19 protein-coding genes are annotated in these 13,651 nt (G+C 72.8%); 11 read left to right on the forward strand and 8 right to left on the reverse strand.

What is annotated here, in order from left to right; genetic code table 11:
• Positions 1-4: 4 nt before the first annotated feature.
• Complete coding sequence (locus IH61_RS0135135; RefSeq protein ID WP_031077517.1) at positions 5-370, reverse strand: winged helix-turn-helix transcriptional regulator; 366 nt, start codon at positions 368-370, stop codon at positions 5-7.
• A 76-nt stretch (positions 371-446) separates the two neighbouring features.
• Here IH61_RS0135135 and IH61_RS0135140 point away from each other — a divergent pair, with 76 nt between their 5' ends.
• Positions 447-1,091, forward strand: coding sequence for an NADPH-dependent F420 reductase (locus IH61_RS0135140; protein WP_031077518.1), 645 nt, complete (start codon positions 447-449; stop codon positions 1,089-1,091).
• A 12-nt stretch (positions 1,092-1,103) separates the two neighbouring features.
• Here the strand turns inward: IH61_RS0135140 and IH61_RS49230 are convergent, their stop codons facing one another.
• The gene (locus tag IH61_RS49230; RefSeq protein ID WP_031077520.1) at positions 1,104-1,496 is read right to left on the reverse strand and encodes an ArsR/SmtB family transcription factor; all 393 of its coding nucleotides are present in this window, start codon (positions 1,494-1,496) and stop codon (positions 1,104-1,106) included.
• A 286-nt stretch (positions 1,497-1,782) separates the two neighbouring features.
• On the opposite strand from IH61_RS49230, the gene IH61_RS0135150 reads away from it, so the two are divergent.
• A complete protein-coding gene (locus IH61_RS0135150; protein WP_031077522.1) occupies positions 1,783-2,205 on the forward strand; it encodes a GNAT family N-acetyltransferase in 423 nt (140 codons plus the stop codon).
• A gap of 55 nt (positions 2,206-2,260) precedes the next feature.
• Here IH61_RS0135150 and IH61_RS0135155 read toward each other — a convergent pair whose 3' ends face one another.
• Both IH61_RS0135155 and IH61_RS0135160 read right to left on the reverse strand, forming a co-directional pair.
• Entirely contained in the window at positions 2,261-3,772 is a 1,512-nt protein-coding gene (locus IH61_RS0135155) for an FAD-binding protein (RefSeq protein WP_031077525.1), read from the reverse strand.
• Positions 3,773-3,836: 64 nt separating this feature from the next.
• Complete coding sequence (locus IH61_RS0135160) at positions 3,837-4,238, reverse strand: hypothetical protein (protein ID WP_199823432.1); 402 nt, start codon at positions 4,236-4,238, stop codon at positions 3,837-3,839.
• A gap of 255 nt (positions 4,239-4,493) precedes the next feature.
• Between IH61_RS0135160 and IH61_RS0135165 the strand changes: the two genes are divergently transcribed.
• From IH61_RS0135165 to IH61_RS0135185, 5 genes are all read left to right on the forward strand, one after another.
• A complete protein-coding gene (locus tag IH61_RS0135165) occupies positions 4,494-4,793 on the forward strand; it encodes a YciI family protein (RefSeq protein ID WP_031077529.1) in 300 nt (99 codons plus the stop codon).
• The gene (locus tag IH61_RS0135170; RefSeq protein ID WP_031077530.1) at positions 4,790-5,524 is read left to right on the forward strand and encodes an HAD family hydrolase; all 735 of its coding nucleotides are present in this window, start codon (positions 4,790-4,792) and stop codon (positions 5,522-5,524) included. Before IH61_RS0135165 ends, IH61_RS0135170 begins: the two co-directional genes overlap by 4 nt.
• Before the next feature lie 209 nt (positions 5,525-5,733).
• Positions 5,734-6,006 carry a hypothetical protein gene (locus tag IH61_RS0135175; protein ID WP_158845630.1) on the forward strand — a complete coding sequence of 91 codons (273 nt, stop codon included), beginning with the start codon at positions 5,734-5,736 and terminating at the stop codon, positions 6,004-6,006.
• A gap of 26 nt (positions 6,007-6,032) precedes the next feature.
• The gene (locus IH61_RS0135180) at positions 6,033-6,410 is read left to right on the forward strand and encodes a hypothetical protein (RefSeq protein WP_031077532.1); all 378 of its coding nucleotides are present in this window, start codon (positions 6,033-6,035) and stop codon (positions 6,408-6,410) included.
• 363 nt (positions 6,411-6,773) lie between these two features.
• Complete coding sequence (locus IH61_RS0135185) at positions 6,774-7,367, forward strand: DinB family protein (RefSeq protein WP_031077533.1); 594 nt, start codon at positions 6,774-6,776, stop codon at positions 7,365-7,367.
• Positions 7,368-7,408: 41 nt separating this feature from the next.
• On the opposite strand, the gene IH61_RS0135190 is transcribed toward IH61_RS0135185, so the two are convergent.
• Positions 7,409-7,945 (reverse strand): DUF6328 family protein, encoded by a 537-nt coding sequence (locus IH61_RS0135190; RefSeq protein WP_199823433.1) that lies wholly within the window; start codon positions 7,943-7,945, stop codon positions 7,409-7,411.
• A 73-nt stretch (positions 7,946-8,018) separates the two neighbouring features.
• On the opposite strand from IH61_RS0135190, the gene IH61_RS43500 reads away from it, so the two are divergent.
• Positions 8,019-9,281: a hypothetical protein gene (locus tag IH61_RS43500; protein ID WP_051838581.1), complete on the forward strand. Its 1,263-nt coding sequence runs from the start codon at positions 8,019-8,021 to the stop codon at positions 9,279-9,281.
• Here IH61_RS43500 and IH61_RS0135200 read toward each other — a convergent pair.
• On the reverse strand, positions 9,270-9,494 hold the full coding sequence (locus IH61_RS0135200; RefSeq protein WP_031077537.1) for a hypothetical protein: 225 nt from the start codon (positions 9,492-9,494) through the stop codon (positions 9,270-9,272). The genes IH61_RS43500 and IH61_RS0135200 overlap by 12 nt on opposite strands.
• A gap of 47 nt (positions 9,495-9,541) precedes the next feature.
• Entirely contained in the window at positions 9,542-10,186 is a 645-nt protein-coding gene (locus IH61_RS0135205) for a TetR/AcrR family transcriptional regulator (protein WP_031077539.1), read from the reverse strand.
• Positions 10,187-10,263: 77 nt separating this feature from the next.
• Here IH61_RS0135205 and IH61_RS0135210 point away from each other — a divergent pair, with 77 nt between their 5' ends.
• Entirely contained in the window at positions 10,264-10,656 is a 393-nt protein-coding gene (locus IH61_RS0135210; protein ID WP_031077540.1) for a Dabb family protein, read from the forward strand.
• 376 nt (positions 10,657-11,032) lie between these two features.
• On the opposite strand, the gene IH61_RS0135215 is transcribed toward IH61_RS0135210, so the two are convergent.
• Positions 11,033-11,593: a TetR/AcrR family transcriptional regulator gene (locus IH61_RS0135215; RefSeq protein ID WP_031077542.1), complete on the reverse strand. Its 561-nt coding sequence runs from the start codon at positions 11,591-11,593 to the stop codon at positions 11,033-11,035.
• A 114-nt stretch (positions 11,594-11,707) separates the two neighbouring features.
• On the opposite strand from IH61_RS0135215, the gene IH61_RS0135220 reads away from it, so the two are divergent.
• Both IH61_RS0135220 and IH61_RS0135225 read left to right on the forward strand, forming a co-directional pair.
• Positions 11,708-12,394, forward strand: a complete 687-nt coding sequence (locus tag IH61_RS0135220; protein ID WP_031077544.1) for an SDR family oxidoreductase — start codon at positions 11,708-11,710, stop codon at positions 12,392-12,394.
• Between the two features lie 124 nt (positions 12,395-12,518).
• On the forward strand, positions 12,519-13,523 hold the full coding sequence (locus IH61_RS0135225; protein ID WP_031077546.1) for an NADP-dependent oxidoreductase: 1,005 nt from the start codon (positions 12,519-12,521) through the stop codon (positions 13,521-13,523).
• Positions 13,524-13,651 lie beyond the last annotated feature (128 nt).

The following is a 13,651-nucleotide window of genomic DNA, read 5'->3' on the forward strand; positions in this document are numbered from 1 at the left end:
CCGGTCAGCCCGGCGCCCGGCGCTCGCTCTCCTCCCAGGCCCGCGCCACCTCGCCGCCGTGTTCGGCGGCCCAGATACCCAGCGCCTCGACGGGGCCCAGCAGGCTGCGCCCGAGGTCGGTGAGGGCGTACTCGACGTGCGGCGGCACCCCCGGGTAGGCGGTGCGGTCGAGCAGGCCCGCGTGGCGAAGCCGGTTGAGGGTGTCGGTCAGTGCCTTGGGGCTGATGCCGCCGATCATCCGCCGCAACTCCCGGGGCCGGTACGGGCGGTGGCGCAGCGCCCACAGCACCACCGGGTCCCAGGTGTGGCCGAGTAGGTCGAAGGCGAGCCGGGCCGGGCAGTCGGCGAGGAAGTCCTGCTGAACGCTCATGCACCGAATGGTGCACCAGTGGCGTCGTACCTTCGAGCTCCAGGCCCACGGGCGCGGTACGGCAGGGGAGTTGAGCATGAGGATCGGCATCGTCGGCACCGGCGGCATGGCCACCGCACTGGGCGCACAGTGGGCGCGCGCCGGGCACGAGGTGATCGTCGGGGGCCGGGACGCCGCCCGCGCCGCCGCGACGGCCGCGCGCATCGGCGCCCGCCCGGGCACCGTACGGGAGGCGGTGGTCCACGGCGACGGGGCCGTCCTGCTCGCCGTCCCGTACGCGGCGGCGGAGGAGCTCGCGGCCTTCCACGCACGGGAGTTGGCGGGCCGCACGGTGCTGGACCCGACCAACGCCGTCGTCCCCGGCTTCACCCTCGCCACCGGCACCGGCCCGTCCGTCGCCGAACGGATCGCGGCCGCCGCGCCGGGCGCGCACGTGGTGAAGGCGTTCAACCTCTGCCACGAGAGCGTCTGGCACCTGCGCCCACCCGTGTTCGACGGCCGCCCCCTCGCCGTCCCGCTCTGCGGCGACGACGCCCACGCCCTCGCCACCGCCCGCCACCTCGTCCGCGACCTCGGCTGCCACCCCCTCGCCGCCGGCCCCCTCGCCCGTGCCCACCTCCTCGAGGCCACCGCCGCCCTCCTCATCGGCCTCTGGCTCGGCGAACACGCCGACGCCCAGGCCATCGCCCCACCCCTCACCCACGCCGGCGTACCCGCGTGAGCGAGCGGTTCGTCAGGCGCTCCTCGTAGTTGCGTTGCCCGCGGCCTCGTGGTCGGCCGCCTGGTCGCCCGCAGCCTCGTGGTCGGCGGCGGAGATGACGGCGTTGAGGAGGCCCGGGAAGCGCTGTTCGAGTTCCTCGGTGCGCAGGGCGTTCATCTTGGTGGTGCCGATGTAGTACTGGCGCAGCAGGCCGGCCTCACGGAGAACGGTGAAGTGGTGGCTGGTGGTGGAGCGGCCGACGGGGAGGTCGAAGGAGCCGCAGCTGAGGTGGGTGGTGGAGTGGGCGAGGGTGCGCACCACGGTGCGCCGGGCTGGGTCGGCGAGTGCCTCGAGTACCTGCTGGACGTTGACGTCCTCCACGCCGGGGTGCTTGATCACTCGCGCCGTCGCGCGGGCCCGTGCCACACCCACCACCCCTTCCCACCTGTCGACCCCCGTCCGGTTGGCTTTCAAGATCCTTGTCACGCCCACGACTTGCACGCCCGACGCTACTACGCCGGGCCCCTCGGCCACGCCGACCGCAACAGCACCGCAACATCGCGCCCGGTAGGGTCCGGGGTCATGGCGGTCGAGGGCGACGTCGTCGTGGACGGTTCTGCGAGGGGTCACCCACGGGCGCGGCATTGACGGCGGAGGCGGTGCGGCTGCACCGGCCCACGGCCGCCGGAGGGGATCTTGTAATCTGTAAGGTATGAGTGACATTATTGACCCTTACGAGATCCGTGTGGGCGTCCCCGACGTCGCGACCTTCCGCGGCCTGCGGACCGGCTCCGGCATGACCGACCGCCCCGCCGAGGCCGTCGCGGCCGGTCTGGCGAACACCTGGTACGGCGTGACCGTCCACCACCCCGAGGCGGGAGTGGTCGGCATGGGCCGCGTGGTCGGCGACGGCGGGACGGTCTACCAGATCGCCGACGTGTGCGTCCTGCCCGAGCACCAGGGCCGGGGCCTCGGCGGCCGCATCATGGCCGCCCTGGTCGGGGCCCTGGAGGAGCGGGCGGTGCCCGGCGCGTACGTCTCCCTGATCGCCGACGGGCCGGCGGACCGCCTGTACGCCCGGCACGGGTTCGTGCCCACCGCGCCGCACTCGATCGGCATGCACCGCCTGGTCTGAGCCCGCGTTGCCACGCCGGGGCCGCCCGCGAAGACGGCCCCGGCGTGCGGCGCACTCAGGACGCGTGGATGCCCTGCCCCGGGGCGAGGATGCCCGCCGGGTCGAAGCGCCGCTTCGCCCGCTGGACCCGCCCCCACAGCGCGCCGTAGTGCCGCTGCCAGTCCGCCTCCGTCAGGTCCGGCACCGCGCCGATCGGGTAGCGCTTGCCGCCCAGCCGTACGGCCAGGTCGTGCAGGCGGCGGTTGCGCCGCAGCATCGCCGGGAGGTCCGCGCCCGGGCCGGGGAAGGCGAGCAGGTCGAAGTGCCAGCCGACCGGCTCCTCCGGCAGGACGGCCAGTGGCGTGGAGATCCGCTCCCGCGCGTACGGGTAGAACAGCAGGATGCCCGCGCCCAGATCGGCGGGTCCGATCTCGGCCTGCGCCAGGGTCATGAACTCCTTCGCCGCGGAGGCGGGCACGAACAGGCTCAGCCACGGCTTGGGCAGGTCCCAGAACCCGGCCGCGCGCAGGTAGTCGGCGAAGCCGTCCACCCGGAACGCGTACTCGCGCCAGCTCTGCTCGGTCACGGTCGTCTCCGCCGCCACCGGGCTGAGCCCGGCGAGCAGCGCGGCCCGGTCCACCGGCTGGCCCTCGTCGGAGTGGGCCACCAGTTCGGCCTTGTAGCGCCAGTGCCCGCTGCCGTCCTTCGCGAGTGATGCCTCGCCGACCTGGAGGTCGAAGCGGCCGTCCGCCAGCACCCGCTCCTGGTCGGCGAGGAAGGTGCCGAGGTCGTCGTAGTACAGGCCGAACACGTGGGCGCGGGCCCGCGCGGGGACGAGTGCCAGCGTGGCGCCCACGATGACGCCCGCCTGCCCGACGCCCGCGAGGACGGCCTCGAACAGGTCCCGGTGCCGCTCGCGCGAAGCCTCGACCAGCTCGCCCGTGCCGGTGACCACCCGTACGGACTCGACGGTGTCGGTCTGCAGCCCGCGGTGCCGGACCCCGTTGCCGATGCCGCCGACGCTGAGCGTGCCGCCGATCGACAGGTGCAGGTAGTCGGTCAGGCACGGCGGCGCCCAGCCGATCGCCAGCGCGGCGTCGGTCAGCTGCGCCCAGGTCGCGCCCGCCTCGACGACGATGCGCCCCGGCCGTACGGAGACGATCCGCGACAGGCCGCGGGCGTCGATCGCGATGCCGCCGCGGGGGTTGGCCTGGCCGTAGCTGGAGTGCGACTCCAGCCCGGCCGCGCCGACCTTGGCGGCGTCCCCGCTCTGGCCGTTGACGGCGACGGGGATGCGGTGGCGGTGGGCGAAGGCGACGACCCGCTGGACGTCGCGCACCGAGCCGGGGCGCAGCACGGCGCGCGGGGTCTGCCGGACGAAGTGGCCGAAGTCGGAGGCGAAACGCTCGAGTTCGCCGCCCTGGAGGGTGACGGAGCCGTCCAGGGCGGGCAGCTGCTCGACCTGCGGGCCGGGGGCGTCGGCCCAGGCGCGGGTGGCGGTGTTCCAGCCGACGGCGAGGACGGCGGCGGCTCCGGCGCCGGCTCGGGCGAGGAGGGCGCGGCGGGACAGTCCGGGGGTGCTGCTCATATCAGGCGTTTCTCCGATCATGCGTCAAATGAGCAATGTTGTACCGCAGGTGTGCTCCGTTCACCTATCGCCCCGCGCCTTCCTCTTGCTGCGGCTGAACCTCCGGTGTCGCCGCAGTGGTCTCCCGGGCGTCCAGGAGCGCCAGGTCGCGCAGGGCGCGGTCCAGCATCTTCGCCCGGTACGGCTGGTCCTCGTCCAGGACCCGCGCCGCCGCCAGGGCCTCCTCGAGCAGGCCGCGCCGCCGCCCGGGCAGCGCGGCCAGGGCGGGCCGGCGGCTCGCCTCGATCAGGACGTACGCCAGGCGCGAGCCGTACACCCGCGGTGCCAGCGGGAACAGCATCCGGTACACCCGCAGGCCCTCCTCACCGCGCAGCACCCGCCCGTCGTGGCTCAGCAGCCGCATCCGCGCCTTCAGCACCAGGTCGTTGTGCACTCGCATCCCGTGCGCCCCCTTCATGTCGTTCATTCGTCCCCCACCCCTGCGCGCCCGGCGTCCGGGCAGCACGGCGTGCGCGCACGCCGCCCGGGGCGGGCGGCGGCGCGAAGGCCGGAGGAGTGGATGCGGACGAGTCTGCGGGCCGGCGCCGTACCGGGACAAGGGAAAGAAGGGGTGCGCTAGGTCCTACCGCAACCCCCTCCTGACCTGGCAGGATCGGACCTGGCACGCTGCCGGGAGCCCCGGCCGGACACGGGTTCGACCGCCAGGACTAGGCTGGTCCCCATGTTCATCCTGGAGCTGTCCTACACCGCCACACTGGACCGGATCGACGTCGAACTGGCCGATCACATCGCCTGGGTGCGCTCGCACATCGAGTCCGGCACCTTCCTCGTCGCCGGGCGCAAGGTGCCCCGCGAGGGCGGGTTCATCCTCGCCGTCGGCGACGACCGGGCCGAGATCGAGGCGCTCGCGGCCACCGACCCGTTCCTCCTCGCCGGGCTGGCCGAGTACCGCGTGTCGGAGTTCGTCGCGACCACCACCGCGCCCGCCCTGGATGGCTTTCGCCAGCAACTGCCCGCGTGAGCCAGCAGATTGAGGGCATCAGAGGCGTCCTGTTCGACATCGACGACACCCTCTACGACTACACGGGCTGCGACCGCACGGGCCTCCTCGCCCACCTCGGAGAGCGCGGTCTCCTCGGCCGCTTCCCCGACGCCGAGGCGGCCGTCGGCCTGTGGCGCGAGATCATGGAGGTGCAGTACGCCCGCTTCCTGACCGGGGAACTCACCTTCTCCGGCCAACAGCGCGCCCGTGCCCGTGAGTTCCTCGACCACCTCGGCGAGGACGGCTCCACCCTGACGGACGAACAGGCGGCCGCCTGGTTCGCCGGCTACGTCACCCACCGCGACGCCGCCCGCTCCGCCTTCCCCGACGCCGACCCCACCCTCGCCGCCCTTGCCCCGCACCACCGCCTCGGCATCGTCTCCAACTCCTCCCTGCACCACCAGCGCGAGAAACTCGACATCACGGGCCTGCTCCACCACTTCCCCGCAGACGAAGTCCTCATCTGCTCCGACGAGTTCGGCCAACCCAAGCCCGCCGCCGCCATCTTCCACGCCGGCTGCGCCGCCCTCGGCCTCGCACCGGGCGAGGTCGCCTACGTCGGTGACCGCCACGACGTCGACGGCCTCGGCGCCCGCGACGCGGGCCTGACCGCCTTCTGGCTCGACCGCACCGGCATCGGTGGCACCCCGGCCCCGGGCGTGCACCTCCTGCGCGGCCTGGACGAACTCCCGTCCCTGCTGGGGCACTAGCCCGCCGCCTCCGCGCGGCGGCGGGTCTCCTTCGCGTGCACGTTTCCCCACCTCGCGGGGGCCACCGCGTCCACCGGGCTCGTCGGCGGTGCAGGGCCCACCGGCGCAGGAGCAGGACGTCGCCCACGGTGATGCCCTCGCGGGCGAGGACGAACCGTGGCCCGCCGCTGACCCGGCCCACCCCGTCGCTGACCTCCGAGCAGCTCACCGTGAGCGCCACCAGCAAGGCGTGGGACCCGGTCTTCGCCACCGGCGGCCACCCCGCCGCACCCACCCCGGCCGGCGTGGCCACGTTCGCGCCCCGGGATGCCGTCACCACCACCGTCGCCATGCTGCCGCCCGGCACCTCGAACGACTGGAACGGCAAGGACGACATCCAGACCCTGACCGTCGCCCCGTCGCCGGTGAATCCCGGCCGCGGAATATGGCCGAATGCGCGAAACCCCTTGAGACGTACGGTCGTTGAGGACGTGGCAGCTTGATTCCCCTGACGGATGGAGACCCTCTCATGTCCGAAGCAGACAGCCCCGCGCGCGAAGGCAGCCCCGACTCGGCGGTCGACCGGGTCGCCGACTTCTACGGCGCCTACATCGACGCCGTCTCCGACGGAACCGACGACCTGGGCGGCGAACTGCGCGCCCACTACCTCACCGAGGACCTGCGCCAGCGCCTCGCCGCCTGGGAGGAGGCCAACCACGCGGACGGCGTTCTGCGCGCCCAGAACGTGCCCGCCCGCTGGGAGGTGCGCTACCACGACTCGGGCGCCGGGCACCTGTTCACCACCGTCACACTCACCTGGGGCGCCGGTGCGGACGCCGGCCGCACCACGCTGGCCGTGCAGAGCGACCTCGCCACCAAGCTGATCTCGGACATCGAGGTCGCCTGAGGCCCCGAGGTGACGAACCCGGGTAAGCGGTTCGGCCGGTCGGCGGACTCTGAAGGGGGTGAGGGGAGCCGCGCGACTCCCCGGCCCGGCCCCCGGCCCCCGGCGCCCGACAGCCGGCCCCGGCCCGGTCCCGCACCGTCGCCCGTGCCCGCCCGGGCAGCCGACGCCCCCACCGGCGTCGCCCACCGGCCGGGCACGGGCGACGGGCAGCGGGAGCACCGTCCTGGTGGTCCTGCCCGGCAACAGCGGCTCCGGCAGGTCCAGCATCTCGCGGCGCAGACGGCCCAGTCGCCGGCTGATGCATCCTGGGCGGCCGGCGAACTCACGCGACTGCGGTCGGCAGGTGGTGCGAGACTCGGTCCCATGAAGCCCAATGATCCCAAGGACGACCTGCACCGGTACCTCAAGGCAGCTCGCAAGGCCGTTGTCTGGAAACTGGACGGATTGTCCGAGTACGACATCCGTCGCCCCCTGACGCCGACCGGCACCAACCTCCTCGGCCTCGTCAAGCACCTCGCGAGCGTCGAGCTCGGGTACTTCGGCCCGACGTTCGGCCGTCCGCACGACGAGTCCCTCCCCTGGCACGAGGAGGGCGCCGAGCCCAACGCGGACATGTGGGCGCCCGCCGACGAGTCGCGTGAGGAGGTGCTCGGCCTCTACCGCCGTGCCTGGGCGCACGCGGACGCGACGATCGAGGCGCTGCCGCTCGACGCGATGGGCCGCGTCGCGTGGTGGGGCGACAGCGGGGACGTGACGCTTCAGCGGGTCATGCTGCACATGACGGCCGAGACGAACCGGCACGCAGGCCACGCCGACATCGTCCGTGAGCTGATCGACGGCAAGGCCGGCATGCGGGAGGACAACAGCAACATGGACGGCGGCGACGAGGCGTGGTACCAGGACTACTGGAACCGGCTGGAGGTGTCCGCCAAGGAGGCTCAGGCCAAGCAGCGCTGAGGCCGTTCGGGGAGCCGCTGCGGTGAACGTACTCTCCGCCGTCACTCGTGGTCGTGGCGCAGTGGACGGCGCACGGCCCAGGGAAGGACGAACCACAGCGAGGCGAAGATCAGCGCCACCACGCCCGTGATCGCCACCGCCAGCGGCGCCCCCAGCACCACGTCCAGCACCAGCAGCACCGCGCCGGTCAGCGCGGAGGCGAGCAGCAGCAGGCCCACCTGCGCCACCCGGGCGGAGACGGTCACGATCCGCGCCTTGCCCGGGTGCCGGTACAGGCCCCGGTGCAGCGCCACCGGGGTGGCCAGGACGGCGGAGGCGACGACGGTCAGCAGCAGGGTGGTGACGTAGATGTCCTGCTGGGTGTCGGTCAGTTCGGCGAACCGCGGGGTGAAGGCGACGCCGAGGAGGAACGCGAAGACGATCTGCACCCCGGTCTGCAGCACCCGCAGCTCCTGCAGCAGCTCCACCAGCCGCCGGTCCGCCCGCACCGCCGGGTTCTCCCAACCGGGCGGCGGGGCCGAGGGCGGGGGGACGTCGAGGGGCTCGTCGCTTTCCGGGGGCGTATCGCTGCTGGTCATACGTCACATTGTGCGCCCCGGCCCGTCACCCGTCCCGGACGTTTTGTCAGTGGTGGCTGCTAGCGTCCCGACCGTGCCCCTGGACCACGCCTTCACCGCCCGCCTCACCGACCCGGACTTCTGGCCGCGCTACCTGTTCGAACACGACGACACCTACGAGGAGGACCACTGGGACGAAGACGACCGGGAGGACGAGTTCACGGCCCGGTTCGCCCTCGACGACGGCCATGCGCTGGTCCTCGACGTCGACCTGACCTACGGCACCTACACCCTCGACCTCGACGCCCCCGGCCTCGACGAGCCCGCCGCCCTCGGCTGGCTCGACCAGGCCCACCCCATCCCGCACGTCCTGCGCTGGGGCGAACTCGACCGCCTGGCCCGGGCGTTCGCCCTCGTCGACCCCGAACTGCGCCACTCCGGCCCGGTCCTCGCGCTGCTCGCCACCTTCACCGTCCTCGACGAGAACGACGACCCCGACCCCATGAGCCCCCTCGTCGACGCCGCCTTCCGCCACGTCCGCCCCGGCGCGGCGACTGGCCTTCGCCCCGAGACCCGGCAGTGGTGGGAATGGCGCAACCTGGCGGGCAGCGGCCTGACGTGGACGGCCACCGGACCGGACGGCCACCTCGTCGCCACCCAGGCCCAGGAGCGCTCCTCCCGCCCGCCGCTCTACACCCTCCGGCGCGAGGACGGCAGCTTCCCCTTCGCCGCCTACGCGGACCTCCTCGACCGCGCCGACCGCATCCTCGCCGACGCCGCCACCGATCCCGCCCTCGCCGACCCCGCGGTCGCCGCCGCCCTCACCCGCTGCACGGTCCCCGACGGCGCCACCCACCTGCCCGCCCTCGCCGCCGCCCTCCGCACGGCCGGCTACGGTCAGGCCGTACTCCTCCGGGCCGTGTCCGACCCCCACGACCGGGCCGAAGCCTGCTGGGCCGTCGAAACCCTCGCCGCCCTCCCACCCGGCTCACTCCTCACCCGCTGGTACGGCCCGAGCCCCCTCGCCACCGCCCGCCACTGGGACCTCCAACTCGACCTCCCCGTCCACGGCCGCCCCTACGGCTACGCCCGCACGGTGACGGAGGACCTCAACCGCCGCCTCGCCGAGGCCGGTCTCGGCAACGCCGAGATCTGCGGCGCCACGATGCGCCGCAGCGCGACCGGCGAGATCCTCTCGGACCTGATCCTGCTGGACATCCTCATCCGCGACGACCTCCCCACCGGCCACGCCCTCATCGCCGCCACCCTGGCAGCGCACACCGCCGGCCCGGAGACGGTCGTCACCAACCGCACGACCGAGACCGCCTGGAGGCCCTTCGACTCCTCAGCCGACTGACGAGCCCGCGTGGGCGGCGATCAAGGTGTCCACCCGCAGGGCGAGTTCGAGGCGTACATCGACACGCAGGCCGCTTGCGACGAGCGGGTAGACGAACCCGCCGCCGTCTTCCGTCGCGGCCTCCGTCTCGGCCTCGAGCGCCGCATCGCCCTGGCACGGGCGCCGGCCGCCGGGATCCGTCGCACACCGGGAGGCTTCGAGGTCGGCGCACATCGTCAGCGGTCTCCGACCGATGGGGGGAGGGGCGGGCGCCCGCCCGATCAAGCGCCGTAGGCCCGGAGGAAGACGTCGACGGCCTGCCTCGCGTCCTCGTCGCCGTCGCCGCTCCCCGCGCCGTACGAGCGGAACTGCGCCGGGCCCGTGAGGAGGGCGAGGAGGTGCTCGGCGGCCCGGTCCGGGTCGCAGGGGCGTAGGTGGCCGGCGAGGGCCAGGCGGGCGAGGTGGTCGGAGAGGGCGCGCTGGAGGCGGACGGCGGTGCGCTCCCGCACGTCGGCGCTGAGCCCGGGGAACGATTCGGCGTGAGCGCAGGCGAGCTCCCGCAGGGCGGTCGCCTCCGGCCCGAGCCACAGCTCGGCGAGGGCCTGCCCGATGGCCGTCAGTGCCTCGCCCACCTGGCCGCCCGCCACCCCACGGAGCCGCTCGACGGCCGCGAGGCCCTGCTCGGCGACCCGCCCGGCGGCGGCCTGGACGGCCTCCCGGTAGAGGGCCTCCTTGTCGTCGAGGTGGTTGTAGACGGTCGGCTTGGCGACGCCGGCCTCCCGGGCGACCTCCTGGACACAGGTCTGCGCATAGCCCCGCCGAGCGAAGACGGTGAAGGCGGCGGTCAGGATCGCCTCCCGCCGCTGCTCACGACTGCGCGCGCCATGACCGGTACCACTGACGGCAGTTGACGAATCTGAACCCATGGGTTCAGTCTAGATCCGAACCGACCAGACCAGATTCCTGAACCAGCTGGTTCAGTTGACGCATGCTTGGGGGAGCCGTGATCGTTCACACGCTGCGCTTCGCGTTCAAGGACGGCGTGAGTGACGAGGAGAAGGAGAACGTGCTGACGATCATGCGCCGCACGGCGGCCGTCGACTCGGTCGTGTTCTCGGCCGTCGGCCAGAACCTCGGCGCACCCGACGGTTACACCCACGCCTACTGCGTGGGCATCGAGGACATGGCGGCACTGCGCCGGTACATGCACGACCCCGTGCACCTGGCCGGCGATCCGCAGATCCTCCCGTACCTGGCGAAGATCGCCATCGGCCCGGACATGTCCGACGACCCGGCACCCGACCTGCCGGCGCGGATCCTCGCCCTGCACGAGGAGAAGGTCGCGATGTACCCGGAGTGGGCGGCCGACCTCACGCCGCTGCTCGGCCCCGCGTAGGACGAACCGGCCCTCGCCGCACTTCCTGACCTGGGCGTTCGGGGCCGACCCGGCACACCAGGGGGTCCCGAACGGGCGGGTGGCGGCGAAGGAGTAGGAGGTCTCCGGCAGCACGTTGAGTTCGGTCAGGCTTCGGTCGGCCTCGTAGCGGAGGGCGTAGCGGTGCTGGTCGGACGGCACCTTGGCTCCGGTGTGCCCGACGGAAACGCCGGCGTTGTTGACGGCGACGGCCGTTGTGTACTCGAAGGCGGAGCCGATCGTCGTGGTACACGCGGAAGCAACAGGCAGCGCGGAGAGCCGTTCACGGGAAGTGGATGACGACCGGGTGCGAGAAGCGCACCCTTCCTGCGGCCTTCGCCCTGCACGGTGCTTCCGGTCAGTCGGTGGCCGTCAGTGCCTCGCGTGCGGTGGTGAGGATCTCCTCGGAGAGCGGGGAGCCCTTGGTGGCCCGGGACAGGACGAGGGCGCCGAGCATGGTGCACAGCCGGGTGATGCCGTCCTGGTCCTTGGTGTCGAGCCAGTCGGCGAAGTCGCCCACTCCCTGGGTGTAGACGCGGTGGGCCTCGCTCTCCCCGCCGTCGCGGGCCATGTCGGTGGCGAGTGCGGCGGCGGGGCACCCGTCTGCCGCGCTGTCGCGGTGCTCGGTGGAGAGGTAGGCGTCGATCAGCGCCCGCTGGGCGGCGTCGCGCCGCCCGGCGTACTGATCGAGCCCGTCCTTGTGGTGCTGGGCGAGTTCGCCGAACGCGTGGGCGGTGGCTTCGTCGATGAGTGCCTCCTTGGAGGCGAACTGCTTGTAGAAGCCGCCGTGGGTCAGACCGGCCGCTTTCATGAGGTCGGCGACGCTGACGTGGGTCCCCTGTTCCCGGAACAGGCGGGAGGCGGTTTCCACGACCCGCCGGCGGTTCTCCTCCGCCTGCGCCTGCGATACGCGGCCCATCGGCCACCTCCCGATTGGATGTCGACTGGCATCTATCTTAGACCAGTGCTTAGATTGTAGTCGTAATCTAATTGGTGCGGCCGCCCGGAGGCGTCCGTGACGCTGGGAGTGAGCATGGAACTGCAGGACGCGGTAGCAGTGGTCACCGGTGCCAACCGGGGGCTCGGGCGGCATCTGGCCGCCCAGCTCGTGGAACGCGGGGCCAAGGTGTACGCGGCGGCCCGTCGCCCCGAAACGGTGGACCTTCCGGGTGCCATCCCGCTGCGGCTCGACGTGACGGACGCGGAGTCGATCCGGGCGGCGGCTCGCACCGCCTCCGACGCGACGCTGCTGGTCAACAACGCGGGCATCTCCACCGGAACGCCCCTGATGACGGGCAGCCCGGACATGGTGCGCCTGGAGATGGAGGTGAACTTCTTCGGCCCGCTCGCCGTGACGCGGGCATTCGCCCCGGTCATCGAGTCCAACGGCGGCGGCGCCGTGCTCAACGTGCTGTCGGTCCTGTCCTGGCTGCACCCGGCCGACCTCGGCGCCTACGCCGCGGCGAAGGCCGCGGCATGGGCGCTGACCGGCGCGGTCCGGGAGGAGCTGGCGCCCCGCCGCATCGCCGTCTCGGCGCTGCACGTCGGATACATGGACACGGACATGGCCGCGAGCGTTCCCGCCGACCGGAAGGCCGACCCCGCCGAGGTCGCCGCCCAGGCGCTGGCCGGCATCGAGCGGGGACTGCCCGAGATCCTCGCCGACGAGACCACCCGGCACGTGAAGCGGAGCCTGGCCGCATCACCGCCCGCAGCGTGAGGCGCGCCCGCCGCATCGGCGGGGCGTGATGAACCAGCAGTGAAGACCAGAAGGTATCTCGTACCGGGGCAGCCCGAAGCGAGCCGAGATCCCGTCCCTGTGCGGACGGGACAGGGAGACAGCGATGAAGGCTTACTTGATCGAGAAGTACGGTGACCGGTCCGCGGTGCGCGCCGCCGAGTTGCCCGATCCGGAGCCGGGCGCCGAGGACGTGCTGGTCAAGATCCATGCGGCGAGTGTCAACCCGCTGGACTTCAAGATCCGCGACGGTGCCTTCAGGCGGATCCTCCCGTACCGCCTCCCTCTCGTGCTGGGCAACGACCTCGCCGGAGTGGTGGTCCAGGTCGGCTCGGCCGTCACCCGGTTCGCGGTGGGTGACGAGGTCTACGCCCGGCCCGACAAGGACCGCATCGGCACCTTCGCCGAACTCATCGCCGTCCACCAGAACGACCTGGCCCGCAAGCCGGCCGGCCTCACCATGGCGGAAGCCGCCTCCCTTCCCCTGGTGGCCCTCACCTCATGGCAGGCGCTGGTGGAGAGGGCACAGGTCCAGCCGGGCCAGAAGGTCCTGATCCACGCGGGCTCCGGCGGAGTGGGCACCGTCGCCGTCCAGCTGGCCAGGCACCTGGGCGCACACGTGGCCACCACCGCGAGCGCGGCCAACGCCGCCCTGGTCAGGGAACTCGGTGCGGACGTCGTCATCGACTACCGCGCCCAGGACTTCGAGGAGCTCCTGGACGGCTACGACGTCGTCCTGGACACCCTCGGCGGCAAGACCCTGGAGAAGTCGCTGCGGGTCCTCAAACCGGGCGGGAAGGTCATCAGCATCGCCGGGCCCCCCGACGCGGACTTCGCCCGCGAGCTCGGCGCGAACCCGGTCCTGCGGCAGGCGATGAGCGCGCTGAGCTTCAGGACCCGACGCCAGGCCAAGCGCCAGGACGTGACCTACTCCTTCCTGTTCATGAAGGCCGGCGGCGACCAACTGCGCGAACTCACCCGGCTCATCGACGCGGGAGAGGTCCGCCCCGTCGTGGACCGCGTCTTCCCGTTCGCGCAGACCCGCGAAGCCATGGAGTACGCCGAGAAGGGCCGCGCCAAGGCCGGCAAGGTCGTCATCGCGATGGCGTGAGGGCCGGCACTCGCCACACCACCGACAGGCCCCGGGCAGCGAGAGGATCCCGCCTTCCACCACCCCTGCCTTCCACACCCCCAGGAACCGATCATGAGCGCACCGCGCAGTTCCCCCACCCCCACGCC

The organism is Streptomyces sp. NRRL WC-3742 (assembly GCF_000720635.1).
In the GTDB taxonomy this organism is placed as follows: domain Bacteria; phylum Actinomycetota; class Actinomycetes; order Streptomycetales; family Streptomycetaceae; genus Kitasatospora.

What these genes read in the sequence shown, in the direction of transcription:
- IH61_RS0135135 (WP_031077517.1), bottom strand. Translation starts at nt 370, where the DNA reads ATGAGCGTTCAGCAGGACTTCCTCGCCGACTGCCCGGCCCGGCTCGCC.
- IH61_RS0135140 (WP_031077518.1), top strand. Translation starts at nt 447, where the DNA reads ATGAGGATCGGCATCGTCGGCACCGGCGGCATGGCCACCGCACTGGGC.
- IH61_RS0135150 (WP_031077522.1), top strand. Translation starts at nt 1,783, where the DNA reads ATGAGTGACATTATTGACCCTTACGAGATCCGTGTGGGCGTCCCCGAC.
- IH61_RS0135155 (WP_031077525.1), bottom strand. Translation starts at nt 3,772, where the DNA reads ATGAGCAGCACCCCCGGACTGTCCCGCCGCGCCCTCCTCGCCCGAGCC.
- IH61_RS0135160 (WP_199823432.1), bottom strand. Translation starts at nt 4,238, where the DNA reads ATGAACGACATGAAGGGGGCGCACGGGATGCGAGTGCACAACGACCTG.
- IH61_RS0135165 (WP_031077529.1), top strand. Translation starts at nt 4,494, where the DNA reads ATGTTCATCCTGGAGCTGTCCTACACCGCCACACTGGACCGGATCGAC.
- IH61_RS0135180 (WP_031077532.1), top strand. Translation starts at nt 6,033, where the DNA reads ATGTCCGAAGCAGACAGCCCCGCGCGCGAAGGCAGCCCCGACTCGGCG.
- IH61_RS0135185 (WP_031077533.1), top strand. Translation starts at nt 6,774, where the DNA reads ATGAAGCCCAATGATCCCAAGGACGACCTGCACCGGTACCTCAAGGCA.
- IH61_RS0135190 (WP_199823433.1), bottom strand. Translation starts at nt 7,945, where the DNA reads ATGACCAGCAGCGATACGCCCCCGGAAAGCGACGAGCCCCTCGACGTC.
- IH61_RS0135200 (WP_031077537.1), bottom strand. Translation starts at nt 9,494, where the DNA reads ATGTGCGCCGACCTCGAAGCCTCCCGGTGTGCGACGGATCCCGGCGGC.
- IH61_RS0135205 (WP_031077539.1), bottom strand. Translation starts at nt 10,186, where the DNA reads ATGGGTTCAGATTCGTCAACTGCCGTCAGTGGTACCGGTCATGGCGCG.
- IH61_RS0135215 (WP_031077542.1), bottom strand. Translation starts at nt 11,593, where the DNA reads ATGGGCCGCGTATCGCAGGCGCAGGCGGAGGAGAACCGCCGGCGGGTC.
- IH61_RS0135220 (WP_031077544.1), top strand. Translation starts at nt 11,708, where the DNA reads ATGGAACTGCAGGACGCGGTAGCAGTGGTCACCGGTGCCAACCGGGGG.
- IH61_RS0135225 (WP_031077546.1), top strand. Translation starts at nt 12,519, where the DNA reads ATGAAGGCTTACTTGATCGAGAAGTACGGTGACCGGTCCGCGGTGCGC.